The organism is Mesorhizobium sp. M1399 (genome assembly GCF_040317735.1).
Taxonomy (GTDB): Bacteria; Pseudomonadota; Alphaproteobacteria; order Rhizobiales; family Rhizobiaceae; genus Mesorhizobium.
Genome location: NZ_JAMYKZ010000005.1, coordinates 30,143 through 55,143 on the forward strand (window position 1 = coordinate 30,143; position 25,001 = coordinate 55,143).

The following is a 25,001-nucleotide window of genomic DNA, read 5'->3' on the forward strand; positions in this document are numbered from 1 at the left end:
AGTCTGCTGATCTGATATCTTGGAGGTTCGCATGCGGTTGAACAAAAGGCAGTTTCTCGTGGGTTCGGCGGCCCTCGCGATGGCAGGGCGCATTGGTGGTGCCCGTGCCGCGAGTGCCATGAGTTACTGGCACCACTTCACCAGTCAGTCGGAAATGGCCAGCTTACTCAAGATCATCGGATTGTTTCAGGCGGCCAATGCAGATGTGGCGGTGACCCAGGAAAACATCCCGAACTCGGAATATATGGCCAAGGTTTCATCGGCCGTGCTGGCCGGCGGGCGTCCCGATACCGCCATGGTGATCGCCGAGCGCTTCGCCGATCTTACCGCGATGGAGGGATTGATCGATCTTACCGAGCGCGTGAATGGGTGGGAGGGCAAGGCGAACTTTCCCGACAACCGCTGGACCGGGCTTTCAAGCAATGGCGTCATTTATGCGGTTCCCGCCTTCGCCTTCGTTGACTGGATGTACTACCGCGCAGACTATTTCGAGGAAGCTGGACTGGCGGGGCCACCCCGAAATTTCGACGAATTCCTTCAGGCATCCCGCAAACTGACCAATCCTTCGAAGGGCAGGTATGCCTTCGGCATGCGCGCCGGCGCCGGCGGTTTCAAATATGTCATCGATGTCATGGAGGCGTTCGGCTCGCCGATCGTCAAGGATGGGCAGCCGGCCATCGAGAGGGCCGCGGCGATTGAGGCGATAACGTTCTATTCCGATCTCTTCCTGAAGGAAAAGGTCGTGCCGCCGAGCGCGCCCCACGACAGCTACCGTCAGATCATGGAAGCCTTCCGCACCGGGCAGACTGCGATGGTGTGGCATCATACCGGTTCGCTGAACGAAATCTCGAGTGCGATGAAGCAGGGCGAACAATTCTCGACCGCGCCGATGCCGGCCGGTCCGAAGGCGCATGTCGCTCGCGTCGCGTACGCCGGCAACGGCGTCATGAAGGAAGACAATATCGAGGCTGCCTGGCGGTGGGTGAGCTTCTGGGGCCAAACGGACGCTGCCCTGGCCCTGCTCGAGGGGACCGGCTATTTTCCGGCCTCCGCCGCTGCGCTGCAGGATCAGCGGATCACCGGCAATCCGATCTATAATGCGGCGACGGAAACGCTCAAGTTCGGACGCCTGCCGAACAATTTCGTCGGCGCCGCGGGCTGGTCCGAAAATGTCGTCAATCCCGCTTTCCAGTCGGTGCTGACGGATCAGTCGACGCCGGAACAGGCAGTAGACCGCATGATCCAGGGCCTGGAGGCGGCGCTCCGCTGATCCCCGGACGTGCAGCCGTGCTCAGAACGCAACGGGACGGTGCTTTCGCATCGCAGATTCATGATAATAAGCTCGAGCAGATATCTGCCTATGCGGGCTCTCGGCGAACTATCCGAGACCCGATACTGGATGTATTTGCTGCTCCTTCCCAGCCTCGCCCTTATCCTTCTCGTGATCGCCTATCCGACGCTTTACGGGATGGCCATCAGCTTTCGCGAGATGCGTCTGACGCGTCCCGGGTTGGATGGCTGGGTCGGCTTCAAACATTATCTAGCGATGTGGTCAGACCCGGTATTCTGGATCGCATTGAAGAACACCGTCGTGTGGGTTGCTGCCGCGGTCGTGCTGGAACTATCGCTTGGTCTTCTCGCCGCGACAGCTCTCAACAGGGATTTGCCGGGCACGAAAATCTTCGCCGTGCTCATCCTGCTTCCCTACTTCCTACCCAATGTCGTAGCGGGTCATATGTGGGCCTTGCTGCTCGATCCGCGGCTCGGAGTCATCAACGACCTTCTTGTCCGGCTAGGCGTCCTGCAGGCCTACAAGGCATGGTTTGCTGATCCCAATACTGCGCTTGCGGCGACCATTCTCGTCGAGGCCTGGCATGGGTTTCCATTCTTCGCGCTGCTACTGCTCGCGGGCCTGAAGGGTATTCCCGAGGATCTCTACAGGGCAGCGGCGGTCGACGGCGCAGGCCTGGCGGCACAACTCAGGCTGATCACCTTGCCCATGCTCAAGACCGTCATCGCGGCGGCAGTGATCCTGCGCGTCATCGGTCTGGTCAATTCGCCCGATCTGCTCCTCATTCTCACCGGTGGCGGACCGGGAGATGCCACGCAAGTGCTGTCGTTGTATGCCTTTCAGACCGCCTACAAGGAATTCAATTTCGGCTACGCATCCGCCCTGTCGGTGGTGATGTTCGTGACCCTGATGATCTTCGCGGCCGGGTATATCCGCATCTCCAGGATTACCAAAGGACAGGGCGATGATTGAAAGCAAGCGTCACCGGCGGATGATCGCGAACATCGCCACCTACATCGTGCTCGCAAGCCTGACGGTGTTCTGCATCGGTCCGATGATCTGGATGTTCCTGACATCCCTCAAATATGAGGCCGACATTGTCACCCAGACGATGCAGTACCTCCCGAGCCGCGTTACCTTCGACAATTATGTCGCCATCTGGACGCAGTCAGGTTTCCCACGGCTTATAGGCAACAGCCTCGTCGTTACCTTGCTGACGGTGACGATCTGCGTCGTCACGGGCACGCTTGCCGCCTATGCATTTTCTCGCTTCGCGTTTCGAGGCCGAGATCAGCTCATGCTCGGCTATCTTGTCGTTCGCATGTTTCCCGCAGTCATGATGATCATTCCCCTTTATGTTGTTATGCGCGGTGTGGGGCTCGTCGACAGCCGTTTCGGCCTAGCGCTTGCCTATACGAGTTTCCTGCTGCCGCTGTTCGTGTGGATGCTCAAGGGGTTCTTCGATTCGGCACCTAAGGAACTCGAGAGCGCGGCTCGCATCGACGGCTCGACAAGGCTTGGCGCCATGGTCCGTATCGTCATGCCCCTTGCGCGGAACGGCCTGGTCGCAAGTTCGGTGTTCATTGCCATCGCGGCCTGGAATGAGTTCCTGTTCGCCCTGATGCTCACGACCGGGCAGGGGTCTCGCACCTGGCCCGTGGGCCTGCAACTGATGGTCGGAGAGTTCCAGCTTCCTTGGGGCGTTCTGGCGGCAGGCGGCATTCTCAGCATCATCCCGGTCATCGTGCTCTTCGCGATTGTCCAGCGAACCATGGTTCAGGGGCTGACCGCAGGCGCCATCAAAGGCTAGGAGTACTCGCATGGCGACACTTTCCATCAGGGACGTGCGCAAGTCCTATGGCTCCGTACAGGTTCTTCACGGGGTCGACATCGAGCTCGAGGACGGAGGCTTTCTGGTTCTGCTCGGGCCGTCCGGATGCGGCAAGTCGACCTTGCTCAACATGATTGCCGGCCTCGACGACACGTCCGGCGGTGACATCCTGATCGGTGGACGCTCGGTCCTCGACCTTGCGCCCAAGGACCGCAATATCGCGATGGTGTTCCAATCCTACGCGCTTTATCCCACCATGTCGGTCGCGAGGAATATCGGCTTCGGATTGGAAATGCGTGGCGTGGGCGCCGACCAGCGCACGCGTGCCGTGGAAGATGCCGCGCGAATGTTGCAAATCTCCCATCTGCTCGATCGACGCCCCGCCAATCTTTCGGGCGGACAGCGGCAGCGCGTTGCGATGGGCCGCGCGATCGTGCGCGACCCGGAGCTGTTCCTCTTCGACGAGCCATTGTCCAATCTCGATGCCAAGCTTCGCGTGGAAATGCGCACGGAGATCAAGCGCCTACACGAGCGTCTCGGCACGAGCATCGTCTATGTCACGCATGATCAGATCGAGGCGATGACGCTGGGCACCAAGGTGGCCGTCATGAAAAGCGGCTACATCCAGCAATTGGGCGATCCGCGCACCATCTATGAACGGCCCGCCAATATGTTCGTGGCAAGTTTCATCGGATCTCCGGCAATGAACTTCCTTGCCGGACGACTGGTCCCGGATTCGGAGGGTGTCCGGTTTCAAGCGAGCGGTGTATCGATCGTGTTGCCGACGCGGAACCGGCAGGTGGGCTCTGAGCGACCGGTGATGTTGGGCATACGGCCTGAAGAGCTGAGAACCGTTGCGGAGAATCGAGCTTCGATCATTGGGGAGATCGACGTGGTAGAGCTCACCGGGCCTGAAACCATGGTGACTGTGCAGGTCGGCGAGAACGCGATCATCGCGCGCCTGCCGCCGAGGTTTGCCGGCCGGCGCAAAGAGCCAATATTTCTTGCCGTCGATCCGGCGAGCGTCAACCTGTTCGATCCGGATAGCGAGCAGCGCATCGACATTTAGGACGTGGATACCAGCGGCTGGACGCAGTGGCGCAGGGATCCGCGATGTCGCCTCGAACTCATCCGGAGCGAATGCGGACCGCTTGCGGTCAAGCTGCGCTGGGTGAGCGGTATCTCGGCAGGGTAGTCAGCGGGCCTTGGCGATCAGTTCTGTCAGGCAATCAGCAGCCTCCGTCCCTGGCACGCCAAGATCTCTGACACTGTCCATGTGGTTGCGGTTCGGGAGCACATGCGACGTTACCAACGATCCCTGCCGCACCAAGCTTGCTTTGAATCGATCGGCTTGCTGATGGAAGGGTGGCGTCTCATTGGCTCCGACCAGAACCGCCGCCCTGGTTTGAGGATCATGCCGACAGGCGAGCGGCGTAAACATGGCGACTTCCTCGTCGGTTATTCCAATCTCGTCGGCGAGAAAGGAATCCTGGAGCGGTTTCAAATCGTAGAGCCCGCTCAGCAGAAGGGCTGCCCTCACATTCGAGGGGGTATGCTCGCCGTCGAACAGAAACGTTGCAAGATGGGCTCCTGCCGAATGACCACTGACAGTCAGGGCCGCCGGGTTTCCGCCATGATCGGCGATGTTGGCGAGGACCCACTGCTTGGCGCGGCGCAACTGGTCGACGATCGTCGCCATTCTGACCTTGGGCATTAGAGCATAATCAAGGATGACGGCAATGGCCCCGGCCTGGCTAATCGTCGTCGCGACATATGAATAGTCGCGCTTGGAGAACATTCTCCAGTAGCCGCCATGGACAAAGATGTGCACCGGCAGCGCCGTTCTTTTCCCCGCGGGAAAGAACAGATCCATGGTTTCGGTCGGATCCAGTCCGTAGGCCACGTCCGCAGTCATCGCAATGGTGGCGCGGGCGGCCTCGCTGCGGCCAACGAACTCCTGCACGATTTCGTCAAAATCCGCGACGTGGTCGCGGATGCGAAAGGGATCGCCTTGCATTCTTCTGCTCACATGCTGATGGCGAGGTATTTCGCCTCCATGAACTCGGCAATGCCATGATGCTGCCCTCCCTCGCGGCCGAGCCCACTCTGCTTGACGCCGCCGAAGGGGGCTGCCGGATCGGACATCAGCCCCCGGTTGACAGCGATCATCCCGGCCTCGATCCGGGAGGCCACCCGCATGCCGCGTGCCAGATCGCGCGTGTAGATGTAGGCAGCAAGCCCATATTCGGTGTCATTGGCGCGTGCGATGACCTCAGCCTCGGTGTCGAAGCTCGAGATCGGCGCCACGGGCCCGAATATCTCCTCATGCGCCATCTTTGCGTCACCTGGCACGTTGCGAAGCACTGTAGGAGGGTAGAAGAAACCAGTTCCGGACAGGACTGAGCCGCCGCACATGACCCGCGCGCCGCGTGCGACTGCGTCGATGACAAGGCGATCTATTTTCTCGACCGCCTTTTTCGTGATCATGGGTCCGCATTCCGTGTCCGGGTCGGTGCCAGGGCCGACCTTGAGCGACGACATCCGCTTCTCGAGGCCATCCGAGAAGGCTTCGTAAATGCCAGATTGCACGTAGAGGCGGTTGGCGGCCGTACAGGCCTCACCGGCGTTACGCATCTTGGCCACCATTGCGCCATCGAGCGCCGCTTCGAGATCGGCGTCGTCGAACACAATGAACGGTGCGTTGCCGCCGAGTTCCATCGAACACGAAACCACATGCCCGGCAGCCTCTGCCAGCAGAGCGCGACCCACACCCGTCGAACCGGTGAAGGAGAGCTTGCGCACTCGCGGGTCGGCCAGCATGGCGGCTGTCAAAGGGCCCGGACTGGAGGTCGTCAGGACGTTGACCACCCCCGGTGGCACGCCTGCGTCCTGATAGAGCGCGGCCAGCGCGTAGGCGGTAAGCGGGGTCTCGCTGGCTGGCTTCAAGATCACCGTGCATCCAGCGGCAAGTGCTGGCGCGATCTTGCGGGTCGCCATCGCGGCAGGGAAATTCCAAGGCGTGATCAGGACGCAGATGCCGATCGGTTCGTAGTCGACCACGATGCGGTTGGTGCCGGAAGGCGCAATACCGAATTCGCCAGTAATGCGAACGGCCTCCTCGGCATTCCAGCGGAAAAATTCCGCGGCATAAGCGATCTCGCCGCGGGCATCCCGCAGAGCCTTGCCGTTCTCCAATGCGATGAGAGTAGCCAGTGCCTCCGATCGTTCCGTCATCAACTCAAAGCAGCGTCTGAGGATCTCGGAACGCCTTCGCGGCGACGTTGTCCGCCAGCCGTGGGCTGCCTTGGCAGCGGCGTCAACGGCAGCGGCCGCGTCGTTCACGGTCGCATCGGGCACAGCGGCGATGACAGCCTCGGTCGAAGGATCGACGACCGGAATCACCCTGCCATCCGCGGACTGGCGCCATTGGCCGCCAATATACAGCCCGTGCGAGATTGTGTGGAAGTCGCTGATGCCCTGATCATCCGACAGAACCTGTGAAAACGTGTTCATCTCGATATTCCCGATTGTTACATGATGCTGGCGAGGTCGCCATCAAAGGCGGCCTGGACCAGGCGGCGCATGGACCCCAAGTCGAATGGACGCGGATTGTTCTTGATGAGGCGCTCGATACCAATCGCTTGTTCCGCCGTCCAATCGAGCTTATCGGCGGGCAGCCCCAGTTCGGCCAACGAGGGGGTGATCCCGATTGCCCCAAACAGCCGACTGACCTCGCCAATGGTCGCGTCGGCCAACTCTTCGGGCGTCCGGCCTTTACCATCGAGGCAGAGCGCGTTGGCGATCTCGGCCATCTCGGTCGCTGCGGCTGTTCTGTTGTACTTCATGACGTATGGCAGCATGGTGGCGACACCCAATCCGTGAGGGGTGTGGGTTATCGCGCCAACCGGGTATTGCACGGCGTGCGCTGCCGCTGTGCCGGCCGTTCCGAACGCACAGCCGGCGGCCAGTGCACCCATCATCACGTCGGCCCGGGCGTCCTCGTCAGAGGGCTGGCGGTATGCCGTTTCAAGGCTTCGGCCAAGCAGCTTGATCGCCAGCAGGGCGAAATGATCGGTCAAAGCGGTTTTGCCGATAAAGACATGTTTCTGCGGAAGGCGGGGATCGGTCCCCCGCCTGACGGCCGTGAAGGCCTCGATTGCATGCGTCAGCGCATCGGCGCCTGCGATCGCCGTCAATGCCGGCGGGCATGTCATCGTCAGTTCAGGATCGCAGATGGCCGCGGCCGCGATCAGATATGGGCTGGAGATGCCGACCTTCAGAGTGCGATCCGGATCGGAGATTACGGCGACCGGGGTCACTTCAGAGCCCGTGCCGGCTGTTGTCGGCACCGCGATCAGCGGCAGCGTCGGGCCGGGCACCTTGAACTCGCCGTAGTAATCCTGGAGCTGACCGCCGTGAGTGATGAGCAACGCGGCGCATTTGGCCATATCGAGACAACTGCCGCCGCCAATGCCGATCACCATGTCGGGCGCGAACCTCCGTGCTTCCTCAATGCAGACGGCAACGGTGTCCCGGGGAACGTCGGGTAGCACGCGATCATGCACCAGTACGTCTATCGAGGCGGCTCGCAGCGCCGCGACGATCTCTCCAAACGGGCCCGTTGCGGCAAAACGTTCATCGGTGCAGACGAGCACGCGACGCCCGAGCCTGGCCGCGACAACCGGAATGACGTGGCGTTGGCCCTTCCCGAAGAGGATTTCGCGCGGCAGCCGTATGGCAGCGAAAAGGCTCATTATCTGCATCCTGTGATGATGTCTGGATTGGAATGCGAAAGGCCGTTCAACTCGGCCCAAAGGCTGGGTTTGACGCCAAACCCCAGTTGCAGCGCGCTTGCGTTCCGACGCGTTGAACCATCGCCCGGAGCGCTGACGGTCCGTTCAGGCTCGGACGGTGAGGAAGCCCGGACCGCGGAGTCGGCCCGCTGCTCCAGCAGGGCCATCGCAAGTACGATTGCTTTGTCTTGAAACAGCCTCAAATTATATCCTCTATAAAATCGTATAGGATATAGGATTGCATTGGTCGGAGCATCGTGTTAGCAACTCAATGTGTCAAGAGGCAAAACATGCAGGCCATGAACTTACCCAGTCTAGACGAAGCGAACCTCGCCGGCGGGCGTATCCAGCGCTCCAGCAGCCTGGTTGAGGACGTCTACGAAGCGATTTTTGCGCAACTCATGTCGCTGAAGATTGCGCCGGGCTCGCGCATCACGGTCGACAGTCTGGTCAAGGAATTCAACGTCTCCCACACGCCGATCCGCGAGGCGCTCGGCCGGCTCGAAGGCGAAGGCCTGGTGCTGAAGACGCATCTGATCGGTTACCGCGCTGCGCCGCAGATCACGAAACGACGGTTTGACGAACTCTACGAGCTTCGCCTGCTGCTCGAGCCTCATGGCGCGGCCAAGGCAGCCGCGCTCATGGACGAGGTAAAGCTCGCACAGCTTCAGGAATCGGCGGGCGTCATGGCGCGCCGTGAAGGCAAGGACGAGCGCCTGAGGTATTCCAACTTCGCCCGCCAGGATGCCATTTTCCATGACAAGGTCATGGAATTCGCCAACAACGAACTCGTGCGCGAAACGCTGGCGCACCAGCATACCCACTTCCACATATTTCGCCTGATGTTCCATTCGCGCGTCACCGAAGAGGCGCTTGACGAACATGAGGCCATCCTGGCCGCTTTCGCTGCGGCCGATCCTGCCGCTGCCGAGCAGGCGATGCGTCGCCATATCGAGCATTCCCGCGACCGCTTGTTGCTGGCGTTCGACTGAGACGGTCCCGATGTCCATTGCGGTTCGTATCGATGCAGGGAAGGCAGGCGTATCGGCTGTCTACATGACCGTCGCCAACCTGATTGGGCAGGCACCGGTTCGGGGCAACGTGAAGCTGGACGCCACTTTGATCACGCAGGCCAATGCCAAGGAATACTCCCCCGATTCACCCTTTGAAAACTCAAATACCGGGCGAGCATATGGCTCGCCGGGCCGTTGTCATAGGAAAGGAAACGACCATGCCAGGCAAAAAGATCCTAATGCTGACCGGTGAGTTCACCGAGGAATACGAAATCTTCGTCTACCAGCAGGCGATGGAAGCGGTGGGCCACACTGTCCATGTCGTGTGCCCAGACAAAAGCGCCGGAGACGTGATCAAAACATCGCTGCACGATTTCGAGGGCGATCAGACCTACACCGAAAAGCTCGGCCACTATGCGCTGATCAACAAGACCTTCTCCGACGCTGAGAAGCAGCTGGAGCAATACCACGCTGTGTACTGCGCCGGCGGTCGCGGCCCCGAATACATCCGCACCGACAAGCGCGTGCAGGCGATGGTGCGCCACTTCCACGAGAGCAAAAAACCCATTTTCACGATCTGCCACGGCGTGCAGATCCTGATTGCGGTAGACGGCGTCGTGCGTGGCAAGAAGGTCGGCGCACTGGCGGCGTGCGAGCCCGAAGTGACGCTTGCGGGCGGCACTTATATCGACCTGTCTCCAACGGAGGCATATGTCGACGGCACGATGGTTTCAGCCAAGGGCTGGACGGCGCTTGCAGCGTTTATCCGCGAGTGCCTGAACGTGCTTGGGACAGAAATCCGCCACGCGTAGACCTTCTTCCGACGCGTCTCAAAGGGGTGCGTCGGTTCCCTTTCTGGAAGGAGAACTTGTCACCGCCAATTCGGCCTCGGATCACAAAACGCCTGCATCGCGCTGAGTTTTCTCCCAGGATCAAAGGTCTTTCGCTATGCATTGATACTGGTTTCATCAAATCCCGTAAGCGAACGCATCAGTGTTTCCCTTGCTGAAGCCAGATGCGCTCGGCAGGCTACCTCAATCCGAGTGGAGTTGCGGCTCTCAAGCGCATCGATATAGGCAATGTGTTCGTGGATTGCGGCAAGGTTGCGCTGCTTTTCGTCCTGCTTGTTCCACTGATAGTGGTAGTGAAAAATAAACGTGATGATGTCGTAGAAATCATCGATGAAGCGGTTCGGTGATGCCTCGTTTATGAGCCGGTGGAACCGGTTGTCCAGGCCGGAGAAGTCGTGAAAGCGGCTCTCAATTCGCTCCAGCAGGTCGGCATGCGCCATCTTGAGCGCGGCGAGTTTCGACCATAGCGGAGAGCTGTTCGGCTGCAGTGAAAACAGTTGTGCCGAACGCAGTTCAAACATCACCCGGATCTCGAAGAGCTCAAGTGCAAAGTCTTCAGTGAAACCCTTGAAAAGCCAGCCTGTATTCGGCCTTTTCTCGATCAGTCCAAACCGGCTGAAGCGGATCAGGAATTCGCGAATTCCATTGGTCGCAACACCGAATTGTCGTGCAAGCTCAAGCTCATTGATGCTGGTTCCGGGCCTGGTGTCACCCCGCAGCATCCACTCCATGAACTGCTGTTCGACATGTTTGGCGCGAGGCGTAGTTTCGGCGTCCGGATAGTAGTCGTTGTCGTCGACCGCGCGGCCCGTCGCTCTGAGGCCGTGGCGTTCGGTGACAAGTTCGCGGTTAACAAGTTCTCGCAAAACCTTTCGGACGGTTGTGCGGCTGACGCACATTCGCCGTCTAAGCTCATTTTCGGAAGGAAGTTCGCCGGCCAATTGTCCGTCGCGCAGCATATTTGCAGCTCGATTGAAGGCCTTCTTGTAGACGGTGTCCGTTCTCATCGGATTTTCCTTTGGAACAATACCTTGTCCTTTTTAGCATGAACTTTATCCATAAAAAACAACTTGACCCGACCCTGCTGGTTGTTTTTTATCGATAAGAAGAGGCACGAATTGAGTTTTTGACGACGCGGCTCGCACAAGCTGCGGCGGGGAGGGGAAATTTGCCTGAAACGGGAAACACCGGCACGACTGTCGGCGAGGCCGCGTTGCCGGCATCCAGGAAATCAGAAGCCGTCCCCGGCCTTGCGCTTGGCCTGATGCTGCTGAGCGCTGGTCCGGTCGTCATCCTGGTGCTGCTGGTCGCCGTCCTCAGCTTTCTGTCACCCTATTTCCTGACAGGACGCAATCTCAGCAACATCCTCGCCCAGACCGCCGTCATCTCGGTTGTGGCGATGGGCCAGCATCTGGTCATCCTGACACGCGGCATCGATCTCTCCGTCGGCTCGAACCTTGCGCTGGCTTCCGTCGTTGGCGCGCTGAGCTTTCATGCTGGCGCCCCCGCCATCGTTGTGATCGCGGTGATGGTTGGCTGCGGTGCCGCGGTCGGCGCGATCAACGGGCTCTTCTATGTCTTCGGCCGACTGCCGCATCCTTTCATCATCACGCTGGCAACATTGAGCATCGCCAAGGGGTTGGCGCTGCAACTGGCCGATGGCCGCGCCATCCCTGGCATGCCGGATTCGATCGATGCGCTTGGCCGCGACGCGGTCTGGGGTCTGCCTGGATCGGTTTTCGTTGTTGCCGGCGTTGCCGCGGTGCTTTTCGTCATGGCTAAAACCATGGTCTGGGGGCGCTGGATTTATGCGGTTGGCGGCCGGCCCGACGCTGCGTTGCGCATGGGTATTCCCGTGTCCTGGGTCCTGGTTTCCGTCTATGTCATCTCAGGGCTGTGCGCCGGCATCGGTTCAGTCATCCTTGCCGGCCGCACCGACGCCGGTTCGCCGCTGTTCGGCAATCTGCTGGAACTGGATACGATCGCGGCGGTGATCATTGGCGGCGCCAGCTTTCTTGGTGGTCGCGGCCACCTCGGCCATGCCTTGATCGGCGCCATCATGATCGGCGTTATCCGCAACGCGCTCAACCTGCTCAACGTCAACGTCTTTTTCCAGCTCATCGTCATCGGCGTGGTCATCGTCATAGCGGTCGAGTCCGACGTGCTGCGCAATTACCTCGAAGGACGTGTGCGTGTCCTGCAAGCCGGGAGGCAGTCATGATCGCTGCTGCGGCCAACGCCGATCATGCGGTCACCGCGGACAATCCCGTGCTGGCGGTATGCGGTGCTACCAAGCGTTTCGGTTCGGTTCTGGCCCTGGACGATGTCAGCATCGAGGTTCGGCGAGGCGAGATCGTCGGCCTGCTCGGCGACAATGGCGCGGGCAAATCGACGCTAACCAAATGCATCAGCGGGGTGCACCAACTCGATGCCGGCGCGATCTTTTTGGATGGTGCGCCAACGCAGATACGCTCCCCTGCGGATGCGCGCTTCGCCGGCATCGAGACCGTCTATCAGGACCTGGCGCTGTTCGACAATCTGACACCGGGACAGAACTTCTTTGCCGGTCGCGAGTTAGCTGGCCCGCAATGGCTTCCGCGCGGCCTGCGACTTCTGCAGCAGCGCCGAATGGACGCCGAGACCCGCGCTCTGTTGGTGAATCTCAAGGTCACGTTGCCGCGGCTGGATGCCGTCGTCGCCATGATGTCGGGTGGACAAAGACAAGCCATTGCCGTGGCCCGCTCGACCGTATTCGCCCGCAAGGTTGTCATTCTGGATGAGCCGACCGCCGCACTCGGCCTGCGTGAATCACGGCAGGTGCTCAATCTGGTTGCTGCGCTCCGCGACCAGGGCAATGCCGTCATCCTGATCACTCACAACATGGAACACGTCGTCGAACTCGCCGATCGCGCGGTGGTGCTTCGCCAGGGCCGCAGGGTCGGCGAACTGGTGCCGACCAAGGACAACAAACAGGAGCTGGTTTCCATGATCGTTGGAGCCTGACCCGTTCGAGATTTGGGGACCGTTCCGGTCCGCAAATGCCTGAAGCGTCTCCCGCAGGGAGGCGTCTCAATCCAAGGGAGGAAAACAATGCCAATGAACCGAAAACTGTTCGCAGGGCTGGCGATCGCCGTTGCGTTTTCTATGCCGGCTTCGGCCGCAGACAAGATCAAGATCGGCCTGATCACGAAATTCCCGGTGCCGTTCTACTCGACCATGGAGGACGCCGCCAAAAAATACGCGGCCGCTCATCCGGAAATCGAGCTGGTCACCGGCCAGGGCCAGGCGGCCACCGACATCGAAGGTCAGATCGCACTGATCGAATCCATGATCACGCAGCGCGTCAAGGGGCTGGCAATCACGCCGGTCGACCCGACGGTCGCGCCGGCGCTCGACAAGGCGGTCGCCGCCGGCATCAAGGTGGTTCTCGTCGACAACAGCATTCCCAACTGGAAAGGCCAGACGGCATTGGTCTCGACCAACAACCTCAACGGCGGCAAGATCGCCGGAGAGTATTTGAAGACGGTGCTCAAGAGCGGTGACAAGATCGGTATTTTGCAAGGCGTTCCCGGGGTGCCGGCTCTCGATGACCGGGTCACCGGCATGATGGAAGGATTGGGCGACGTCAAGGTCGAGGTCGTCGGCAAGGGTGCAACCAACTGCACGCTGGAACTTGGTACGTCAGTGGCCGAAGATATCCTGACCGCCAATCCCGATCTCAAGGCGATCTACTCGGCCTGCGGCCCGCCGATCCCTGGCGCCGTCAAGTCGATCAGCAATGCCGGCATTGCCAACGACAACCTCATAGTGGTCGGCTTTGACGCCTGCTGCGGTGAGATCGAGGCGATCAAGTCGGGGGCGGAGGACGCCAGCGTAGCTCAATTTCCAGCGAAAATGGGTGAGCTTGGCATCGACACTGTCGTCAAGGCCATCCGTGGGGAACCCGTCGAGGCCAATGTGGATACCGGCGCCGGACTGGTGACGCTGCAGAACGTCAAGGACTTCGAGTGATCCACCAGTGGTGGGGGGGGGGGGGGGGGGGGGGGGGGGGGGGGGGGGGGGGGGGGGGGGGGGGGGGGGGGGGGGGGGGGGGGGGGGGAGGAGGGCGGGAACGACGAGGGGCGGGGGGGGCCCCCCCCCCCCGGGGGGGCCCCCCGGGCGCCCACCAGGGCACCGGCGGGCGCTGGGGGGGCCGCGCCCACCCCTAACTCTCCGTGTGCCCCCCCCGGGGGGGCGGGGGGGCTCCCCCCCCGCCCCCACTTTCTGTTGCCGGACTCCAGCTTAGCGAAGGGGTGGAACTACAATCATGGACTCCACCATCAAAGTCGTGCGATGCGCCGAGCCCGGCAGGCTGGTGTTTGAGGAACAGCAGGCACCAGGCACTCCGCCGGAGGGCTGGGCACTGGTCAATGTCGCCTATGTCGGGATATGCGGAACCGACTACCACATCTTCGAGGGCAGGCATCCTTACCTCGCCTATCCACGCGTCATGGGCCATGAGGTTTCGGGAACAATCGCGGCAATCAACGCGCCCGTGGACCTGTCGGTCGGAGAGCAAATCCTCGTCAATCCCTATCTTGCCTGCGGACATTGTGCCGCCTGCCGCCAGGGCAAGCCTAACTGCTGCATGTCGATCGAGGTGCTTGGGGTGCACTGTGATGGTACCATGAGTGAGCAGATTCTCGTGCCGGCGCAGAACTTGATTCCAGCGGCCGGCCTGTCACCGGTCGAGGCTGCCACGGTCGAGTTTCTGGCCATCGGTGCCCACGCGGTCCGCAGATCCATGGCGGGGCCGGGCAATCGCACCTTGGTTATCGGCGCCGGGCCGATCGGCCTCGGCACGGCGCTCTTTGCGCGAATCGCGCAACAGAACGTGACCGTCATGGACGTCGATACCGAGCGGCTGACCTTCGATCATCGAAACGATAGCGGCGCGAACTGCGGGAGCAGGTTTCGACGTCGTCTTCGACGCAACGGGAAACAGCCGTTCGATGCAGTCTGCCTTTGCCTATGTTGCCTATGGCGGCGTCATGGTGATGGTCAGCGTCGTGCCGGACGATATAAGCTTCTCCGATCCAGAGTTCCACAAACGGGAAATGATGCTGATCGGCAGTCGCAACGCGACTCGTAGCGATTTCCAGCACGTCATTGCCTCGATTCGCGCTGGAAAAATACCAATCGACCAGCTTGTCACCCACCGCACCACCCTGCGCGACAGCCCACGCGACATCGCAATCTGGGCGCAGCAGAAGTCCGGTCTGATCAAGGCCGTTATCGACGTAGGATCTGGCCGACTTCAGCAACACGATCAAGACATGTCATCGCAGCCCTGGTGCTGCATTGTGGGAGGGCGAGTTGCTCGGTGACGCCACGCTAAGCGTCGCGCTTGACACGGTATTCCGTGCGGTTTTCCTCAGATAACAATTGTCCCTGCCGAACTGGCTTGGCGTTTCGCTGATTACCGCGGGCGCAGTTTTCGTCGCATAAAGGTTGAAGCCGCGGAGCGACGATCTTTCCGGCAAAACGTGTTCCACGCAAATCCGCCGGGTATTCGCACCGCTTGAGTGTCCGACGTAGCTAGTCCACATCATGCGTGATGTTTGATGCGCGTCAGGAGAGTGATATGAGAACCACACTGGCGATTGATGACGACGTCCTGGTCGCGGCCAGGGCCATGGCCCGGCAGCAGGGTCGTAGCCTCGGCGAGGTCATTAGCGATCTCGCCCGGCGCTCGCTGCGCCGGCCTCAAGCTGGCGGCGAGCGCAACGGGATTCCTCTTCTGTCGCCTCGGCCGCATGCACCTCCTGTCACGCTTGAGACGGTCAACGCCTTGCGAAACGAACTGCCTTGACCTTCCTGCTCGGTGTCAATGTGCTGATCGCACTGATCGATCCTGGTCACGTCGCCTATGGCGACGCGCATGGCTGGTTCGAAGAGACGGGCAACGCGGCATGGGCTACTTGTCCGATCACCGAAAACGGCGTCCTGCGCATCGTCGGGAACCAAAGATATCCTAATTCTCCCGGCTCGCCCGCCATCGTTGCGCAAATCGTTACCAAGTTGCGGGCTCTGCACGGGCACAGCTTCTGGCCCGACGATGTGAGCCTGGTTGGCTCCGGCGACATCGATGCAGCGAAAATCCTGACTTCGGCACAGGTCACGGATACGTACCTTCTCACGCTCGCCAAGGCGCGAGGCGGCCAACTTGCCAGCTTTGACCGCAAGCTGTCAGCGGCGCCCGTGAAGGGCGGGAAGTCTGCACTGCACCTAATTCCCACAAGGTAGACCGCCGGGCTCTTCGGTGCAGTCTGCCTTTCGATCTTCTTGGCTTTGAATTGAGGCTTGCGCAACTTGTCGCGCTCAGCGCACTCCAGTGGATCGCGAGCGGCTATCTGGCCATAGTTTGCGGGGCATTCATCTTCTCCCTTGAGCGTCCGCGCTTGGACAGTTCGGCCTTGCCGCAATTGCCCTTTCAGCTGAATCGACTAGCGCGAAACGTTGCAAGCATGGGATGCGGATTGCCTGAGGCGATTTCTTTGGCAAGCAATTCGCCGACGATCAATCCAAGCGTGGCGCCGCTGTGGCTAAAGGCGACGTGAAGCCCGGCGACGGTCTCGACGGAGCCAAGCACTGGCTCGCCGTCGCCCGGGATGGGCTTCGGGCCAACTGCATAGGTAGCGAGTTGGAGCCGCCGATTGCCCTCGAGCACCGCACTAGCCTCGTCGAGCAGTCCTTTGACGGTCTTGTCGTGCACGGTGTAAGTTCCATCAGAGTTGACCACGACTTCTTCCTCCGACCACGCCGAATCCAAAACAAGTTCGCCATCCGGCGTCGGGCGCACCGCCACGCGCGGCGTATTCAGCACGGCACGGAGCTCGGTCTTGATCGGCTTGGTTTTCAAGAGGAGTGAAATCGGCGTGGCGTCGGGGACACGAACTCCGATCTCCGCAAGCATGGCAGGCGTCGCTGGCCCAACGGCAAGGACCACTGCATCCGCCTTTAACGGCACACCGTCGGCAGTGACGACGCCACGCGCGCGACCACCTGTGGCATCTATCCGCACGCGTCCGGCGTTCTGGACGAGCTTGCCGCCGCGGGAGCGGAACTCATTGAGCAGCAGATCGATCAGGCAGGGCAGGTCAACCCATCCTTCGCCAGGATTGAAGATGGCACCCTGCGGGGTGATTGCGCTGGCGTTGACACCGGGCGTCACTGCGCCGACTTCGGCAGGGCCGAGCAGAAGCGCGTCATAACCAATATCCTGCTCCAGCTGGCAGATGGAGGCGATCTGGTTCGTCCCATCATCCGCATCCCAGGTGAGGCCGCCGTCAAAGCGAAGCCACGACGCCGTTTCCGGCCTTGTGGCCGCCAGGGTCCGATAACGGTCGATGCCCGCAAGCCTCAAGCGGTGGTAAGCAGTGTCAGCACGTCGCGCTGAGTTCAGCCAGGAAAGTGAACGGCCGGATGCACCGTTGGCCGGCGCGCCGTCGTTGACAATGGTTACATCAAAGCCAAGACGAGCGAGGTGCAGCGCGGAAGAGATGCCGAAGATGCCAGCGCCGATGACGACGACTTGGCGCGGTTTTGGGGATGCAGTCATAGAAAAATCCTTCTACGCAGAAGCCGGGCTGGGAGTTGTTGGATGGCTGCAGAGCGCGGCGGAACTAGTAGTCCGTGAGCTTCTTCATGTAGCGCCGGCCCTCGAGCATCGGCTGGCCGCGCAGACCAGCCAGCGTATAGGCAAAACGCCATAGAGTGTCGAAGAAGACCAAGGGCACGAGATAGGGTTTGATGTGTTCGGACATACCGCTGAGGTCGAGTTCCGCTCCATCGAGCACCAGGATGTTTTCCCGGCTGCCGTGCTTGAAAAGGAAATCGCGAGCGCGTTCCGTAAGGTGCCTCGTCTCGTCCAAACCCATCAAGACCACGAAGCAAGTATCCCGGTCCACCACCTCGAACGGGCCGTGAAAGAACTCGTTGGCGTGTATGGCTTGCGAGTCGTACCACTGCATCTCCATCAACACGCAGATGGCGTAGGAATACGCCGCACCGTAGCTTGCACCGCTGGCCAGTGTGTAGATCGCTTTGCGCGGCGCGAAACGGGGTACGAAGGCCTTAAACCGGTCGGCATAGGTCCGGTGCGCACGTTCGATCGCCGGCTGAAGATGGCTCAGGCTCATCAGCAGATCGGCGGTCAGCCCGGCATCCTCCCGAGCATCGATTAGGCCGGCGAGCAACATGTAGAGCACGCCGTAGTTGCTGCGGGCTGCATCGATCGGTTTGCCCGTCGTGTAGGAGGCCTGGTAGGCGACTGCGTGGTCGACCGCCTGCGCGAGGGGCGATATCTGGTCGAGCGTCATGCCGATTGTCGTCGCGCCTTGATCCTTTGCATGATTGGCCGCTCGCACGGTCTCCTGGGTGGTGCCTGTCTGCGAGCAAAGGACGACGAGCGCGTCAGGTCCCAACCGTCGCGGATCTCGGCAGACGAACTCATCCGCGTTGTAGATATCGCAGGCGAATGTGCCGCTGTGACGGTCGACAAAGTATTTGCCTGCCACCATGATCGAGAGCGAGCCGCCGCACGCCACGAGGAATAGATGCGAAAACTGCCTGCCCGCCGTAGCGGCCAGGGCGCGTTCAACGTCGGCGGGGAGGGCGAAAATCATTAGGTTCCTCTTCTCGTTGACAGAGCTTGGGCCGGCGCACAATTGACAATGGCGGGCCATTGTGCGAACGTTATCACACCCTTTAAACTGAAAGTCCTGCGATGGTCAAGATTGCCGCGATGGGCGACAACGTGGTCGATTGTTATCTCGCTCGCGGCGAGATGTATCCTGGCGGAAATTGCCTCAATGTCTCGGTGTATGTCAGCCGCTTCGGCGGGCAGTCGGCCTATGTTGGGGCGATCGGCAAAGACCGGGCAGGGGACTTGATCCACGCCGCACTCAAGTCCGACCGCGTGGACATCACCCGATTGCGGCGCCTTGAAGGGCCGACCGCCTACTGCCTCATAGGTCACCGCAACGCCGATCGGATTTTCCTGGACTTCGATCTCGGAGTTTCGGTGTTCACGCCGACGCAAGAAGATCTGGATTTTCTCTCGGGTTTTCAGGCCGTCCACATCGGCCAGTCCAGCGGTTTGGACCCGTGGGTTGCCGCTGTATCAAGTAAGTCACTGTTGTCTTATGATTTTTCCACCCGCCGGGAACCGGGACACCGACGCGAGATTGGGCCCTATTGCTATCTGGCTTGTGTCTCGGGTGACGGTCTCGACGACAAGGAATTGGCCGCAATCGCAGCCGAATTGCTCGCATTTGGTTCAAGGTGGGTTCTTGTGACTCGCGGTCGGGCCGGCGCGGTGCTTCACGGCGACACCGTCTCTTACCGAACCCCGGCGCGGTTGGTCGAACCCGTCGACACCCTGGGCGCGGGCGACACCTTCATCGCAAGAACGCTATTCGGCCTGCTTAAGAAAGAGGCGCCTCAGGACATTCTTAGCCAAGCCGCGGAGGCGGCGGCTGCTACCTGCCGGTACTACGGGGCGATCGGCTATGCGGCAGCAATTGATCTAGGAAAGATCACGCCGGAGGTCCTCCGCGGAGCTCGGCGCATTCAAGACGAGAGAACCGTCTAGTTGGGGAATTCAACTGAGCAATTGACGCGAGAAATAGACAATGCTAGTCAAAGTGATAACGTTCTCATTCATCTAACCAACGCCATGAAAGAGCGTTTTGATGGATGGGTCGTCGAGTGGGACCGCAGGCCGACTTCGGCCAATCGTAAGAGGAGAAGACATGCAAACGAATTCGAGCAGGCGCCAATTTGTGAAATCCGGTCTGGCGCTGACGATCGCGCTGGTGACAGGACTTGGCACGTTGGCCGCATCAACGCAGGCAAAAGCGGCCGACAACCCCTACAACCTCATCGACCCGACGGTGATCAGCGTCGGAACCATGGGCGATGCGAAACCCTATGTCTTCACCGACGCCAACGGCAACTTCACCGGTTTCGACGCTGAACTCTTCCGCGACGTAGCGCGCCGGCTCGGGTTCAAGGAGGAGCAGGTCGTTTTCACCGGTCAGGAATTCTCGGCCCTGCTGCCCTCTGTCGCCAACGGTCGCTTCGACGTCGCTGTCGCCGCCATTGGCACGACCGCGGAGCGCAAGAAGACCGTGGATTTTGGCGACGGCTATCTCGCTGGCTACCTGTCGATCATTTCGCCTGATCCGGCTCTGACGAGCAATGAGAGCACCGCCGGAAAGCGCATTGGCGTGATCCAGGGGACGTTGCAGGAAATCTATGCCGAGAAGAATCTGAAGGGCGACATCGTCAAATTCCCGGACAACAACACTGCCGTGGCGGCGCTGAACAACGGGACGATCGATGGGCATTTTACTGACTATGAGTCGGCCAAGCAGTATGTGGAGCGCTATAAGAACCTGAAGATAACAATGAACGTGCCGTCCTTCGATGCGCCAGCCGGTTTCGTGGTCAAGAAGGGCAACGACGCCTTCCGAGAAGCGCTCAACAAGGCATTGCGAGAGGCCATGGACGATGGCACCTGGAAACGGCTTCACGAGAAATGGTTCCCGGGTACCCCGATGCCGGATCAATATCTGCCAAAGAAGTAAATTCGCGCGTATTCGTTAGCGTTTCCGGCCGGGCCCGTGAGCAACGGTGCCCGGCCGAGTTATAGATGGACTTGATATGAGCTGGTTCGACAACTTCGCCCGCAGCTTTCTTGATTTCCAGGCGATGGCAGAAGTTCTGCCGAACATGGTGATGGTCGGCCTCAAGAACACCCTGATCCTGGCCCTTGCCTCGACGTTTTTCGGGACGCTGATCGGTATCGTACTCGCCGTGATGGGGATTTCCGAGAACCGGCCGCTGAAACTCCTTGCCCGAGTCTACACCGATATCTTCCGCGGGCTTCCTGCCATCGTCACAATCCTAATCATTGGCCAAGGCTTCGCGCGATTGGGCCGAGATCTGTTCGGTCCATCGCCTTATCCGCTGGGCATTCTGGCGCTCAGCCTGATCGCCGGCGCCTATATCGGGGAGATTTTCCGCGCCGGCATTCAGAGCGTCGAGCGTGGTCAGATCGACGCCACCCGCACTCTCGGCATGACCTATGGCCAAGGCATGCGCTTGGTGGTGATCCCGCAAGGCATCCGCCGCGTCCTGCCCGCACTGGTCAACCAGTTCATCGGCAACGTAAAGGACTCCAGCCTGGTCTATTTCCTTGGTCTGCTCGCCTCCGAACGCGAACTGTTCCGCGTCGGCCAGGACCAAGCCGTGCTGACCGGCAACTTGTCGCCGCTGTTGCTGGCCGGCGTGTTCTATCTCGTGATCACGGTGCCGCTAACCCACCTCGTCAATTACATCGACGCGCGCATGCGCGTCGGCAAACGTATCACCGCTGTGCAAAGTGGCCTCAAGGAAGTCGCCGAGCTTGCCGAAGCGGGCGTGCCGGGCACAGCGACGTTGCCTGCAGCAGAGCCCACACGCTTCAAGGGTGGCGGTATTGAGGTCAAGAATATCGACATGGCCTATGGCGCCGTCCAGGTCCTCCATGACGTCAGTCTGAAAGTGGAGCCGGGGACCGTCACCTGCCTCATCGGTCCATCCGGCTCGGGCAAGTCGACCTTGCTGCGTTGCCTCAACCGCCTCGTAGAGTGTCGAGCCGGTGACATTCTGCTCGATGGCGAAAGCATCTACAAACAGACCCCTGACCAACTCCGGCGGCGCGTCGGCATGGTTTTCCAGCAGTTCAATCTGTTCCCCGACCGCAGCGCGCTCGCCAACATCACCTTGGCGCTTCGCAAAGTTAAACGCATGTCGCGCGAGGAGGCTGAGGGCGCGGCCTTGGCGAGGCTGAATGAAGTCGGACTGCTGGAGCGTAAGGACCATCGGCCGGCCAATCTCTCGGGCGGGCAACAGCAGCGGGTGGCCATCGCGCGCGCCCTGGCCCTCGAACCCGAGATTATGCTGTTCGACGAAGTCACCAGCGCGCTCGATCCGGAATTGGTCAAAGGCGTCCTGAACTTGATGGCCGATCTCGGTCGGGGCGGGATGACGATGGTGGTCGTAACACACGAGATGAATTTCGCCCGCAAGGTCGCGAACCAGGTCGTATTCATGGACGAGGGGCGAATTGTCGAGGCAGGCCGACCAGAGGACCTATTTGATAACCCGCAAAGCCCGCGTCTTGGGCGCTTTTTGTCCGAGGTGCTGTGATTGCAATGGTGTGCGCAACGGCGGCTGTTCCGGTGTTCGGCCTTGCGGGGCGGGCTTAACTGCCGCTAGGTCGCCGGCACAACGCGCGCATGGGCGGTAGGTTTGCCGAGTGACTCAAAGATTACCCAAAAACGCAACTATCATAGAGGTCGCTCGCCGGGCCGGGGTGAGTTCCGCCACGGCCGGGCGTGTTCTTGGTGACTACGGCTACAGCAGCCCCGAGGTTCAGGAGAAGGTGCGGGCCGCAGCAGCTGAGCTGGGCTACCGCCCCAATCGCCTTGCCAAAGGTCTGATCACCGGTAAAACGCAGACTATCGGCGTTGTGGTTGGCGACATCGAAAGCCCATTCTACGCCAGCGTGCTGCGCGGAATAGGGGATGTCGCGCGCCGTGGCGGCTTCGGGGTTATCGTTACGAACAGTGATGAAAATGCCGAACTCGAGCAAGAGGCGGTGCAACTGCTGCTGGAAAAGCAGGTCGACGGTTTAATTGTCTCATCGACCTTCGTGGACGAGCCGGATCATCTTCGTGAAGCAGTCGCGGCTCGCTGTCCCGTCGTGCAGTTCGACCGCATGGTGGCGGGCCTGGAAACCGATTCAGTCGTGGTCGACAACGTTTCTGTAACGCATAGCAGCATCGCGGCGATGATAGCGGCCGGACACAGCCGCATCGGAATATTGGCGGAACTCGGGCCGGGCCAACGCGACGATGTTGGCTCGTTTGTGGCAAACGTTGATCTCTCCAGCGCTGATCTTCGCTACCATCATCCAAGCTGGCAGAGACTATTGGGTTATCTCGAAGCCCATCGCGCCGCGGGCATTACGCCGGATCCGCAGTTGATCCGTCGCGTGGCGGTCTATTCTAGCGAGGCAGCCCGCAAGGAGGCGCTCGATCTGCTGACAATGCGCAATGCACCGTCCGCTCTGTTTACGGCCGATGGTGTGATGTCGACAGGGGTTCTGGAGGCCATTTCCGCATTGAAGCTTGCGATTCCAGGAGACGTTTCGCTGCTCTGCTTCGACGATCTCGACTGGATGCAGTTCGTGACCCAGGGTATCACAGCCATCGCGCAGCCGGCACATTTGATTGGAGCGGCGGCAGCGGAGCTTCTCTTGAAGAGGTTGGCGGAGGCCACGTTACCTTTCGAGCACCGTGTCCTTGCGGCCCGCTTGGTGGAGCGCAATTCAATTGCAGTTCATCTCAACCGCGAGGCCGTCTGACCCGGCCGCAACGGTCTATGGCTGGGGCAGTCTCTAAGGGGCTCTGAGAAACGCACCGCGGCCGAGACGCGAGACTACAACCGTCATCACCGGCCCCGCTGCATCAGCGTTGCCACGACGGCTTTAGCCAAGCGGCTCGCATCACCGCAATGATCATCTCTGAGTTGGCAATGCATCCTAAAATAGATGTCTACGCTGCGTCCCTACCCCGATATGGCCAGCCAGAAGGGGCTGCGCGGGGCTGGGCCATAGCCGGTTTTCCGATCCTTGGCTCGAACCGGGGCGTGGCTGACGGAACTCTTAGTTTAGATAGGGCTTATGTACAAATGTCGCTCCATTGGTTTTCACCGTCGATTCCCGTAAAGACCGGCCGTCCCGGCGTCATCTACCAATGCAGCAACGTCGAAGGGCCGCTGAGCAGCTCCTGAAGTGGAGCAAGCGCGGCCCTAAGTGGCATAGCGCGGTGCAACTCTGCATGGATGCAATGATCGATCAGGTGAAGCCCGATGTGGTTCGCAGAGCGTTCCTTGAGGCCGCCAAAGAGGAGGGAAAGCTACTGCCGCCGTAGCTCTTGTCTCCGAAGGAAGCTCATTCCATATCAGGCACGTCGCGGCTGACGAACAATGTCGTCGGCTCGCCGTGTTCGCCTAATGCAGGGTTAGCATCGCGCGACCACGGCAATGACGCCAGCGTGTTTCGCCGCCAAGCCTCTCGCAGCCCATACCGCCCGGTCCTCGGTCTGGGAGGCTTCGGCCTGTGAATCGGCGTGCAAAATCGGCGTCGAATTTTGCACGCCGATTCACAAGTGTTGCCGTCGGGTCATGATGATCTCCCTTCGCACACTTTGCTTTGCTCGGCACGAGCTGGGTTGCGTTCCGCTCAGCCCAACCGTCGACCGCCTCGAGCCGCATACCGCTGTCGTCGAGACGTCAGGCGTCCCGCGCACGACCAGCCCTCCGTAAATGTCGTCTCGAACTGTTCCGGCGACGGAACGACCGTCTTCATTTTGGTGTCCATGCGCTGGCGTTCAAAGAGATATAGCCGCTACCTGAGATACTCGCTGTCGAATCCGGCTGTTTCGACCAGCTTCTTGCGGTTGATCACCTCTACATGGCCTGACTTGAAAGAGACGAGATCGGCCTTGCGCAGCTCCCTTAACGTTCGGTTGACGTGAACCGTGGTCATTCCGAGGATGTCGGCCAGTTCATGCTGGGCAAGAGGACACTCATATCTTCCATCAACCGACAGCTCAACCATGGAGAGCCTCTCTTCCAACTCCAGCAGGAAATGGGCGGTACGCCTCATCGCGTTCCGTCGCCCGGTATTTGTCAGATGTTCGGCAAGGATGGCGTTCAGGCGCGCCAGCGAACAGGCGATCTTCTTCCCGATTCGGCCGTCCGACAGGATGGCCTCGACCAGTTCCTTACTGGAAATTTCATAAACAGCTAGTTCGGTTATGGACGCCAGCGACGCAAGACGGGGTCCGTCCAAGCCACGGAAACCGACGACATCCCCTTTGAGGGGAGTGTCTATGATCTGCCGCTCTCCGTCCGGCAGTGCCTGATAAAGTATGCCCCAGCCCGATTTTACAATGAATATCTCACTGTTGTCGTCCTCCTGCCGGCATATCACCGAATGGGGTTTATAGATTTTTGCGGTAACACCGAGAAAATTGTTGTTCCCCCACTCATTCTTCGACAACGTCCCCCTATGGGATGAGAGCACATGAACTGCAATAGTGTCTGCATGGAGAATCGCAAGTTTGC

General features: G+C 60.3%; 24 protein-coding genes and 1 pseudogene. 18 read left to right on the forward strand and 7 right to left on the reverse strand.

Translation table 11 applies throughout. The features are described 5' to 3' along the window. Positions 1-31: 31 nt before the first annotated feature. The 4 genes from NKH05_RS09500 to NKH05_RS09515 all read left to right on the forward strand — a co-directional run bounded on the left by NKH05_RS09500 (position 32) and on the right by NKH05_RS09515 (position 4,191). Positions 32-1,270, forward strand: coding sequence for an extracellular solute-binding protein (locus NKH05_RS09500; protein WP_352939366.1), 1,239 nt, complete (start codon positions 32-34; stop codon positions 1,268-1,270). Positions 1,271-1,399: 129 nt separating this feature from the next. Beyond that, complete coding sequence (locus NKH05_RS09505; protein WP_245278558.1) at positions 1,400-2,263, forward strand: carbohydrate ABC transporter permease; 864 nt, start codon at positions 1,400-1,402, stop codon at positions 2,261-2,263. Beyond that, on the forward strand, positions 2,256-3,101 hold the full coding sequence (locus NKH05_RS09510; protein WP_352484910.1) for a carbohydrate ABC transporter permease: 846 nt from the start codon (positions 2,256-2,258) through the stop codon (positions 3,099-3,101). The genes NKH05_RS09505 and NKH05_RS09510 overlap by 8 nt, the downstream gene beginning before the upstream one ends. A gap of 10 nt (positions 3,102-3,111) precedes the next feature. Beyond that, positions 3,112-4,191, forward strand: coding sequence for an ABC transporter ATP-binding protein (locus NKH05_RS09515; RefSeq protein WP_353025323.1), 1,080 nt, complete (start codon positions 3,112-3,114; stop codon positions 4,189-4,191). 126 nt (positions 4,192-4,317) lie between these two features. On the opposite strand, the gene NKH05_RS09520 is transcribed toward NKH05_RS09515, so the two are convergent. Genes NKH05_RS09520 through NKH05_RS09530 form a run of 3 tightly spaced genes read right to left on the reverse strand, consistent with a single transcriptional unit; the run spans position 4,318 to position 7,876 of the window. After that, positions 4,318-5,139 carry an alpha/beta hydrolase gene (locus NKH05_RS09520; protein WP_353025325.1) on the reverse strand — a complete coding sequence of 274 codons (822 nt, stop codon included), beginning with the start codon at positions 5,137-5,139 and terminating at the stop codon, positions 4,318-4,320. A gap of 8 nt (positions 5,140-5,147) precedes the next feature. Beyond that, positions 5,148-6,635: an NAD-dependent succinate-semialdehyde dehydrogenase gene (locus NKH05_RS09525; protein ID WP_352588835.1), complete on the reverse strand. Its 1,488-nt coding sequence runs from the start codon at positions 6,633-6,635 to the stop codon at positions 5,148-5,150. Between the two features lie 17 nt (positions 6,636-6,652). After that, the gene (locus NKH05_RS09530) at positions 6,653-7,876 is read right to left on the reverse strand and encodes an iron-containing alcohol dehydrogenase (RefSeq protein WP_352588832.1); all 1,224 of its coding nucleotides are present in this window, start codon (positions 7,874-7,876) and stop codon (positions 6,653-6,655) included. Between the two features lie 329 nt (positions 7,877-8,205). Between NKH05_RS09530 and NKH05_RS09535 the strand changes: the two genes are divergently transcribed. From NKH05_RS09535 to NKH05_RS09545, 3 genes are read left to right on the forward strand one after another with little or no spacing between them, the layout of a single operon-like run. After that, positions 8,206-8,907: a GntR family transcriptional regulator gene (locus tag NKH05_RS09535; protein ID WP_023718518.1), complete on the forward strand. Its 702-nt coding sequence runs from the start codon at positions 8,206-8,208 to the stop codon at positions 8,905-8,907. 10 nt (positions 8,908-8,917) lie between these two features. Further along, the gene (locus tag NKH05_RS33100; RefSeq protein WP_502896972.1) at positions 8,918-9,181 is read left to right on the forward strand and encodes a hypothetical protein; all 264 of its coding nucleotides are present in this window, start codon (positions 8,918-8,920) and stop codon (positions 9,179-9,181) included. Continuing rightward, the gene (locus NKH05_RS09545) at positions 9,147-9,740 is read left to right on the forward strand and encodes a DJ-1/PfpI family protein (protein WP_352549507.1); all 594 of its coding nucleotides are present in this window, start codon (positions 9,147-9,149) and stop codon (positions 9,738-9,740) included. Before NKH05_RS33100 ends, NKH05_RS09545 begins: the two co-directional genes overlap by 35 nt. Positions 9,741-9,874: 134 nt before the next feature. Here NKH05_RS09545 and NKH05_RS09550 read toward each other — a convergent pair whose 3' ends face one another. Continuing rightward, on the reverse strand, positions 9,875-10,786 hold the full coding sequence (locus NKH05_RS09550; RefSeq protein WP_352549505.1) for a GntR family transcriptional regulator: 912 nt from the start codon (positions 10,784-10,786) through the stop codon (positions 9,875-9,877). A 161-nt stretch (positions 10,787-10,947) separates the two neighbouring features. Between NKH05_RS09550 and NKH05_RS09555 the strand changes: the two genes are divergently transcribed. The 6 genes and pseudogenes from NKH05_RS09555 to NKH05_RS09580 all read left to right on the forward strand — a co-directional run bounded on the left by NKH05_RS09555 (position 10,948) and on the right by NKH05_RS09580 (position 16,064). After that, positions 10,948-12,000, forward strand: a complete 1,053-nt coding sequence (locus NKH05_RS09555; protein WP_352588829.1) for an ABC transporter permease — start codon at positions 10,948-10,950, stop codon at positions 11,998-12,000. Beyond that, positions 11,997-12,782 carry an ATP-binding cassette domain-containing protein gene (locus tag NKH05_RS09560; protein WP_353025328.1) on the forward strand — a complete coding sequence of 262 codons (786 nt, stop codon included), beginning with the start codon at positions 11,997-11,999 and terminating at the stop codon, positions 12,780-12,782. Before NKH05_RS09555 ends, NKH05_RS09560 begins: the two co-directional genes overlap by 4 nt. A 141-nt stretch (positions 12,783-12,923) precedes the next feature. Beyond that, on the forward strand, positions 12,924-13,790 hold the full coding sequence (locus NKH05_RS09565; protein WP_502906138.1) for a sugar ABC transporter substrate-binding protein: 867 nt from the start codon (positions 12,924-12,926) through the stop codon (positions 13,788-13,790). 307 nt (positions 13,791-14,097) lie between these two features. Continuing rightward, a pseudogene (locus NKH05_RS09570) lies at positions 14,098-15,145 on the forward strand (zinc-binding alcohol dehydrogenase family protein). A 257-nt stretch (positions 15,146-15,402) separates the two neighbouring features. After that, positions 15,403-15,630, forward strand: a complete 228-nt coding sequence (locus NKH05_RS09575) for a ribbon-helix-helix domain-containing protein (protein WP_023718512.1) — start codon at positions 15,403-15,405, stop codon at positions 15,628-15,630. Next, the gene (locus NKH05_RS09580; protein WP_353025329.1) at positions 15,627-16,064 is read left to right on the forward strand and encodes a TA system VapC family ribonuclease toxin; all 438 of its coding nucleotides are present in this window, start codon (positions 15,627-15,629) and stop codon (positions 16,062-16,064) included. The genes NKH05_RS09575 and NKH05_RS09580 overlap by 4 nt, the downstream gene beginning before the upstream one ends. A 187-nt stretch (positions 16,065-16,251) precedes the next feature. On the opposite strand, the gene NKH05_RS09585 is transcribed toward NKH05_RS09580, so the two are convergent. Beyond that, positions 16,252-17,379: an NAD(P)/FAD-dependent oxidoreductase gene (locus NKH05_RS09585; RefSeq protein WP_352483672.1), complete on the reverse strand. Its 1,128-nt coding sequence runs from the start codon at positions 17,377-17,379 to the stop codon at positions 16,252-16,254. Between the two features lie 64 nt (positions 17,380-17,443). Next, positions 17,444-18,445: an SIS domain-containing protein gene (locus NKH05_RS09590; RefSeq protein WP_353025330.1), complete on the reverse strand. Its 1,002-nt coding sequence runs from the start codon at positions 18,443-18,445 to the stop codon at positions 17,444-17,446. A gap of 101 nt (positions 18,446-18,546) precedes the next feature. On the opposite strand from NKH05_RS09590, the gene NKH05_RS09595 reads away from it, so the two are divergent. The 5 genes from NKH05_RS09595 to NKH05_RS09615 all read left to right on the forward strand — a co-directional run bounded on the left by NKH05_RS09595 (position 18,547) and on the right by NKH05_RS09615 (position 23,803). Beyond that, positions 18,547-19,413, forward strand: a complete 867-nt coding sequence (locus NKH05_RS09595) for a PfkB family carbohydrate kinase (protein WP_023718508.1) — start codon at positions 18,547-18,549, stop codon at positions 19,411-19,413. 160 nt (positions 19,414-19,573) lie between these two features. Further along, positions 19,574-20,410: an ABC transporter substrate-binding protein gene (locus NKH05_RS09600; RefSeq protein ID WP_352483671.1), complete on the forward strand. Its 837-nt coding sequence runs from the start codon at positions 19,574-19,576 to the stop codon at positions 20,408-20,410. A gap of 76 nt (positions 20,411-20,486) precedes the next feature. Continuing rightward, positions 20,487-22,016: an amino acid ABC transporter permease/ATP-binding protein gene (locus NKH05_RS09605; RefSeq protein ID WP_023718506.1), complete on the forward strand. Its 1,530-nt coding sequence runs from the start codon at positions 20,487-20,489 to the stop codon at positions 22,014-22,016. Between the two features lie 109 nt (positions 22,017-22,125). Further along, on the forward strand, positions 22,126-23,235 hold the full coding sequence (locus tag NKH05_RS09610; protein ID WP_023718505.1) for a LacI family DNA-binding transcriptional regulator: 1,110 nt from the start codon (positions 22,126-22,128) through the stop codon (positions 23,233-23,235). A 391-nt stretch (positions 23,236-23,626) separates the two neighbouring features. Then, positions 23,627-23,803, forward strand: coding sequence for a DUF982 domain-containing protein (locus NKH05_RS09615; protein ID WP_023718504.1), 177 nt, complete (start codon positions 23,627-23,629; stop codon positions 23,801-23,803). Positions 23,804-24,279: 476 nt separating this feature from the next. On the opposite strand, the gene NKH05_RS09620 is transcribed toward NKH05_RS09615, so the two are convergent. After that, entirely contained in the window at positions 24,280-24,936 is a 657-nt protein-coding gene (locus NKH05_RS09620; RefSeq protein WP_352483670.1) for a Crp/Fnr family transcriptional regulator, read from the reverse strand. Positions 24,937-25,001 lie beyond the last annotated feature (65 nt).

Coding starts and splice junctions, on each gene's coding strand:
- NKH05_RS09500 (WP_352939366.1), top strand. CDS start 32: ATGCGGTTGAACAAAAGGCAGTTTCTCGTGGGTTCGGCGGCCCTCGCG.
- NKH05_RS09505 (WP_245278558.1), top strand. CDS start 1,400: ATGTATTTGCTGCTCCTTCCCAGCCTCGCCCTTATCCTTCTCGTGATC.
- NKH05_RS09510 (WP_352484910.1), top strand. CDS start 2,256: ATGATTGAAAGCAAGCGTCACCGGCGGATGATCGCGAACATCGCCACC.
- NKH05_RS09515 (WP_353025323.1), top strand. CDS start 3,112: ATGGCGACACTTTCCATCAGGGACGTGCGCAAGTCCTATGGCTCCGTA.
- NKH05_RS09520 (WP_353025325.1), bottom strand. CDS start 5,139: ATGCAAGGCGATCCCTTTCGCATCCGCGACCACGTCGCGGATTTTGAC.
- NKH05_RS09525 (WP_352588835.1), bottom strand. CDS start 6,635: ATGAACACGTTTTCACAGGTTCTGTCGGATGATCAGGGCATCAGCGAC.
- NKH05_RS09530 (WP_352588832.1), bottom strand. CDS start 7,876: ATGAGCCTTTTCGCTGCCATACGGCTGCCGCGCGAAATCCTCTTCGGG.
- NKH05_RS09535 (WP_023718518.1), top strand. CDS start 8,206: ATGCAGGCCATGAACTTACCCAGTCTAGACGAAGCGAACCTCGCCGGC.
- NKH05_RS33100 (WP_502896972.1), top strand. CDS start 8,918: ATGTCCATTGCGGTTCGTATCGATGCAGGGAAGGCAGGCGTATCGGCT.
- NKH05_RS09545 (WP_352549507.1), top strand. CDS start 9,147: ATGCCAGGCAAAAAGATCCTAATGCTGACCGGTGAGTTCACCGAGGAA.
- NKH05_RS09550 (WP_352549505.1), bottom strand. CDS start 10,786: ATGAGAACGGACACCGTCTACAAGAAGGCCTTCAATCGAGCTGCAAAT.
- NKH05_RS09560 (WP_353025328.1), top strand. CDS start 11,997: ATGATCGCTGCTGCGGCCAACGCCGATCATGCGGTCACCGCGGACAAT.
- NKH05_RS09565 (WP_502906138.1), top strand. CDS start 12,924: ATGCCGGCTTCGGCCGCAGACAAGATCAAGATCGGCCTGATCACGAAA.
- NKH05_RS09575 (WP_023718512.1), top strand. CDS start 15,403: ATGAGAACCACACTGGCGATTGATGACGACGTCCTGGTCGCGGCCAGG.
- NKH05_RS09585 (WP_352483672.1), bottom strand. CDS start 17,379: ATGACTGCATCCCCAAAACCGCGCCAAGTCGTCGTCATCGGCGCTGGC.
- NKH05_RS09590 (WP_353025330.1), bottom strand. CDS start 18,445: ATGATTTTCGCCCTCCCCGCCGACGTTGAACGCGCCCTGGCCGCTACG.
- NKH05_RS09595 (WP_023718508.1), top strand. CDS start 18,547: ATGGTCAAGATTGCCGCGATGGGCGACAACGTGGTCGATTGTTATCTC.
- NKH05_RS09600 (WP_352483671.1), top strand. CDS start 19,574: ATGCAAACGAATTCGAGCAGGCGCCAATTTGTGAAATCCGGTCTGGCG.
- NKH05_RS09605 (WP_023718506.1), top strand. CDS start 20,487: ATGAGCTGGTTCGACAACTTCGCCCGCAGCTTTCTTGATTTCCAGGCG.
- NKH05_RS09615 (WP_023718504.1), top strand. CDS start 23,627: ATGCAGCAACGTCGAAGGGCCGCTGAGCAGCTCCTGAAGTGGAGCAAG.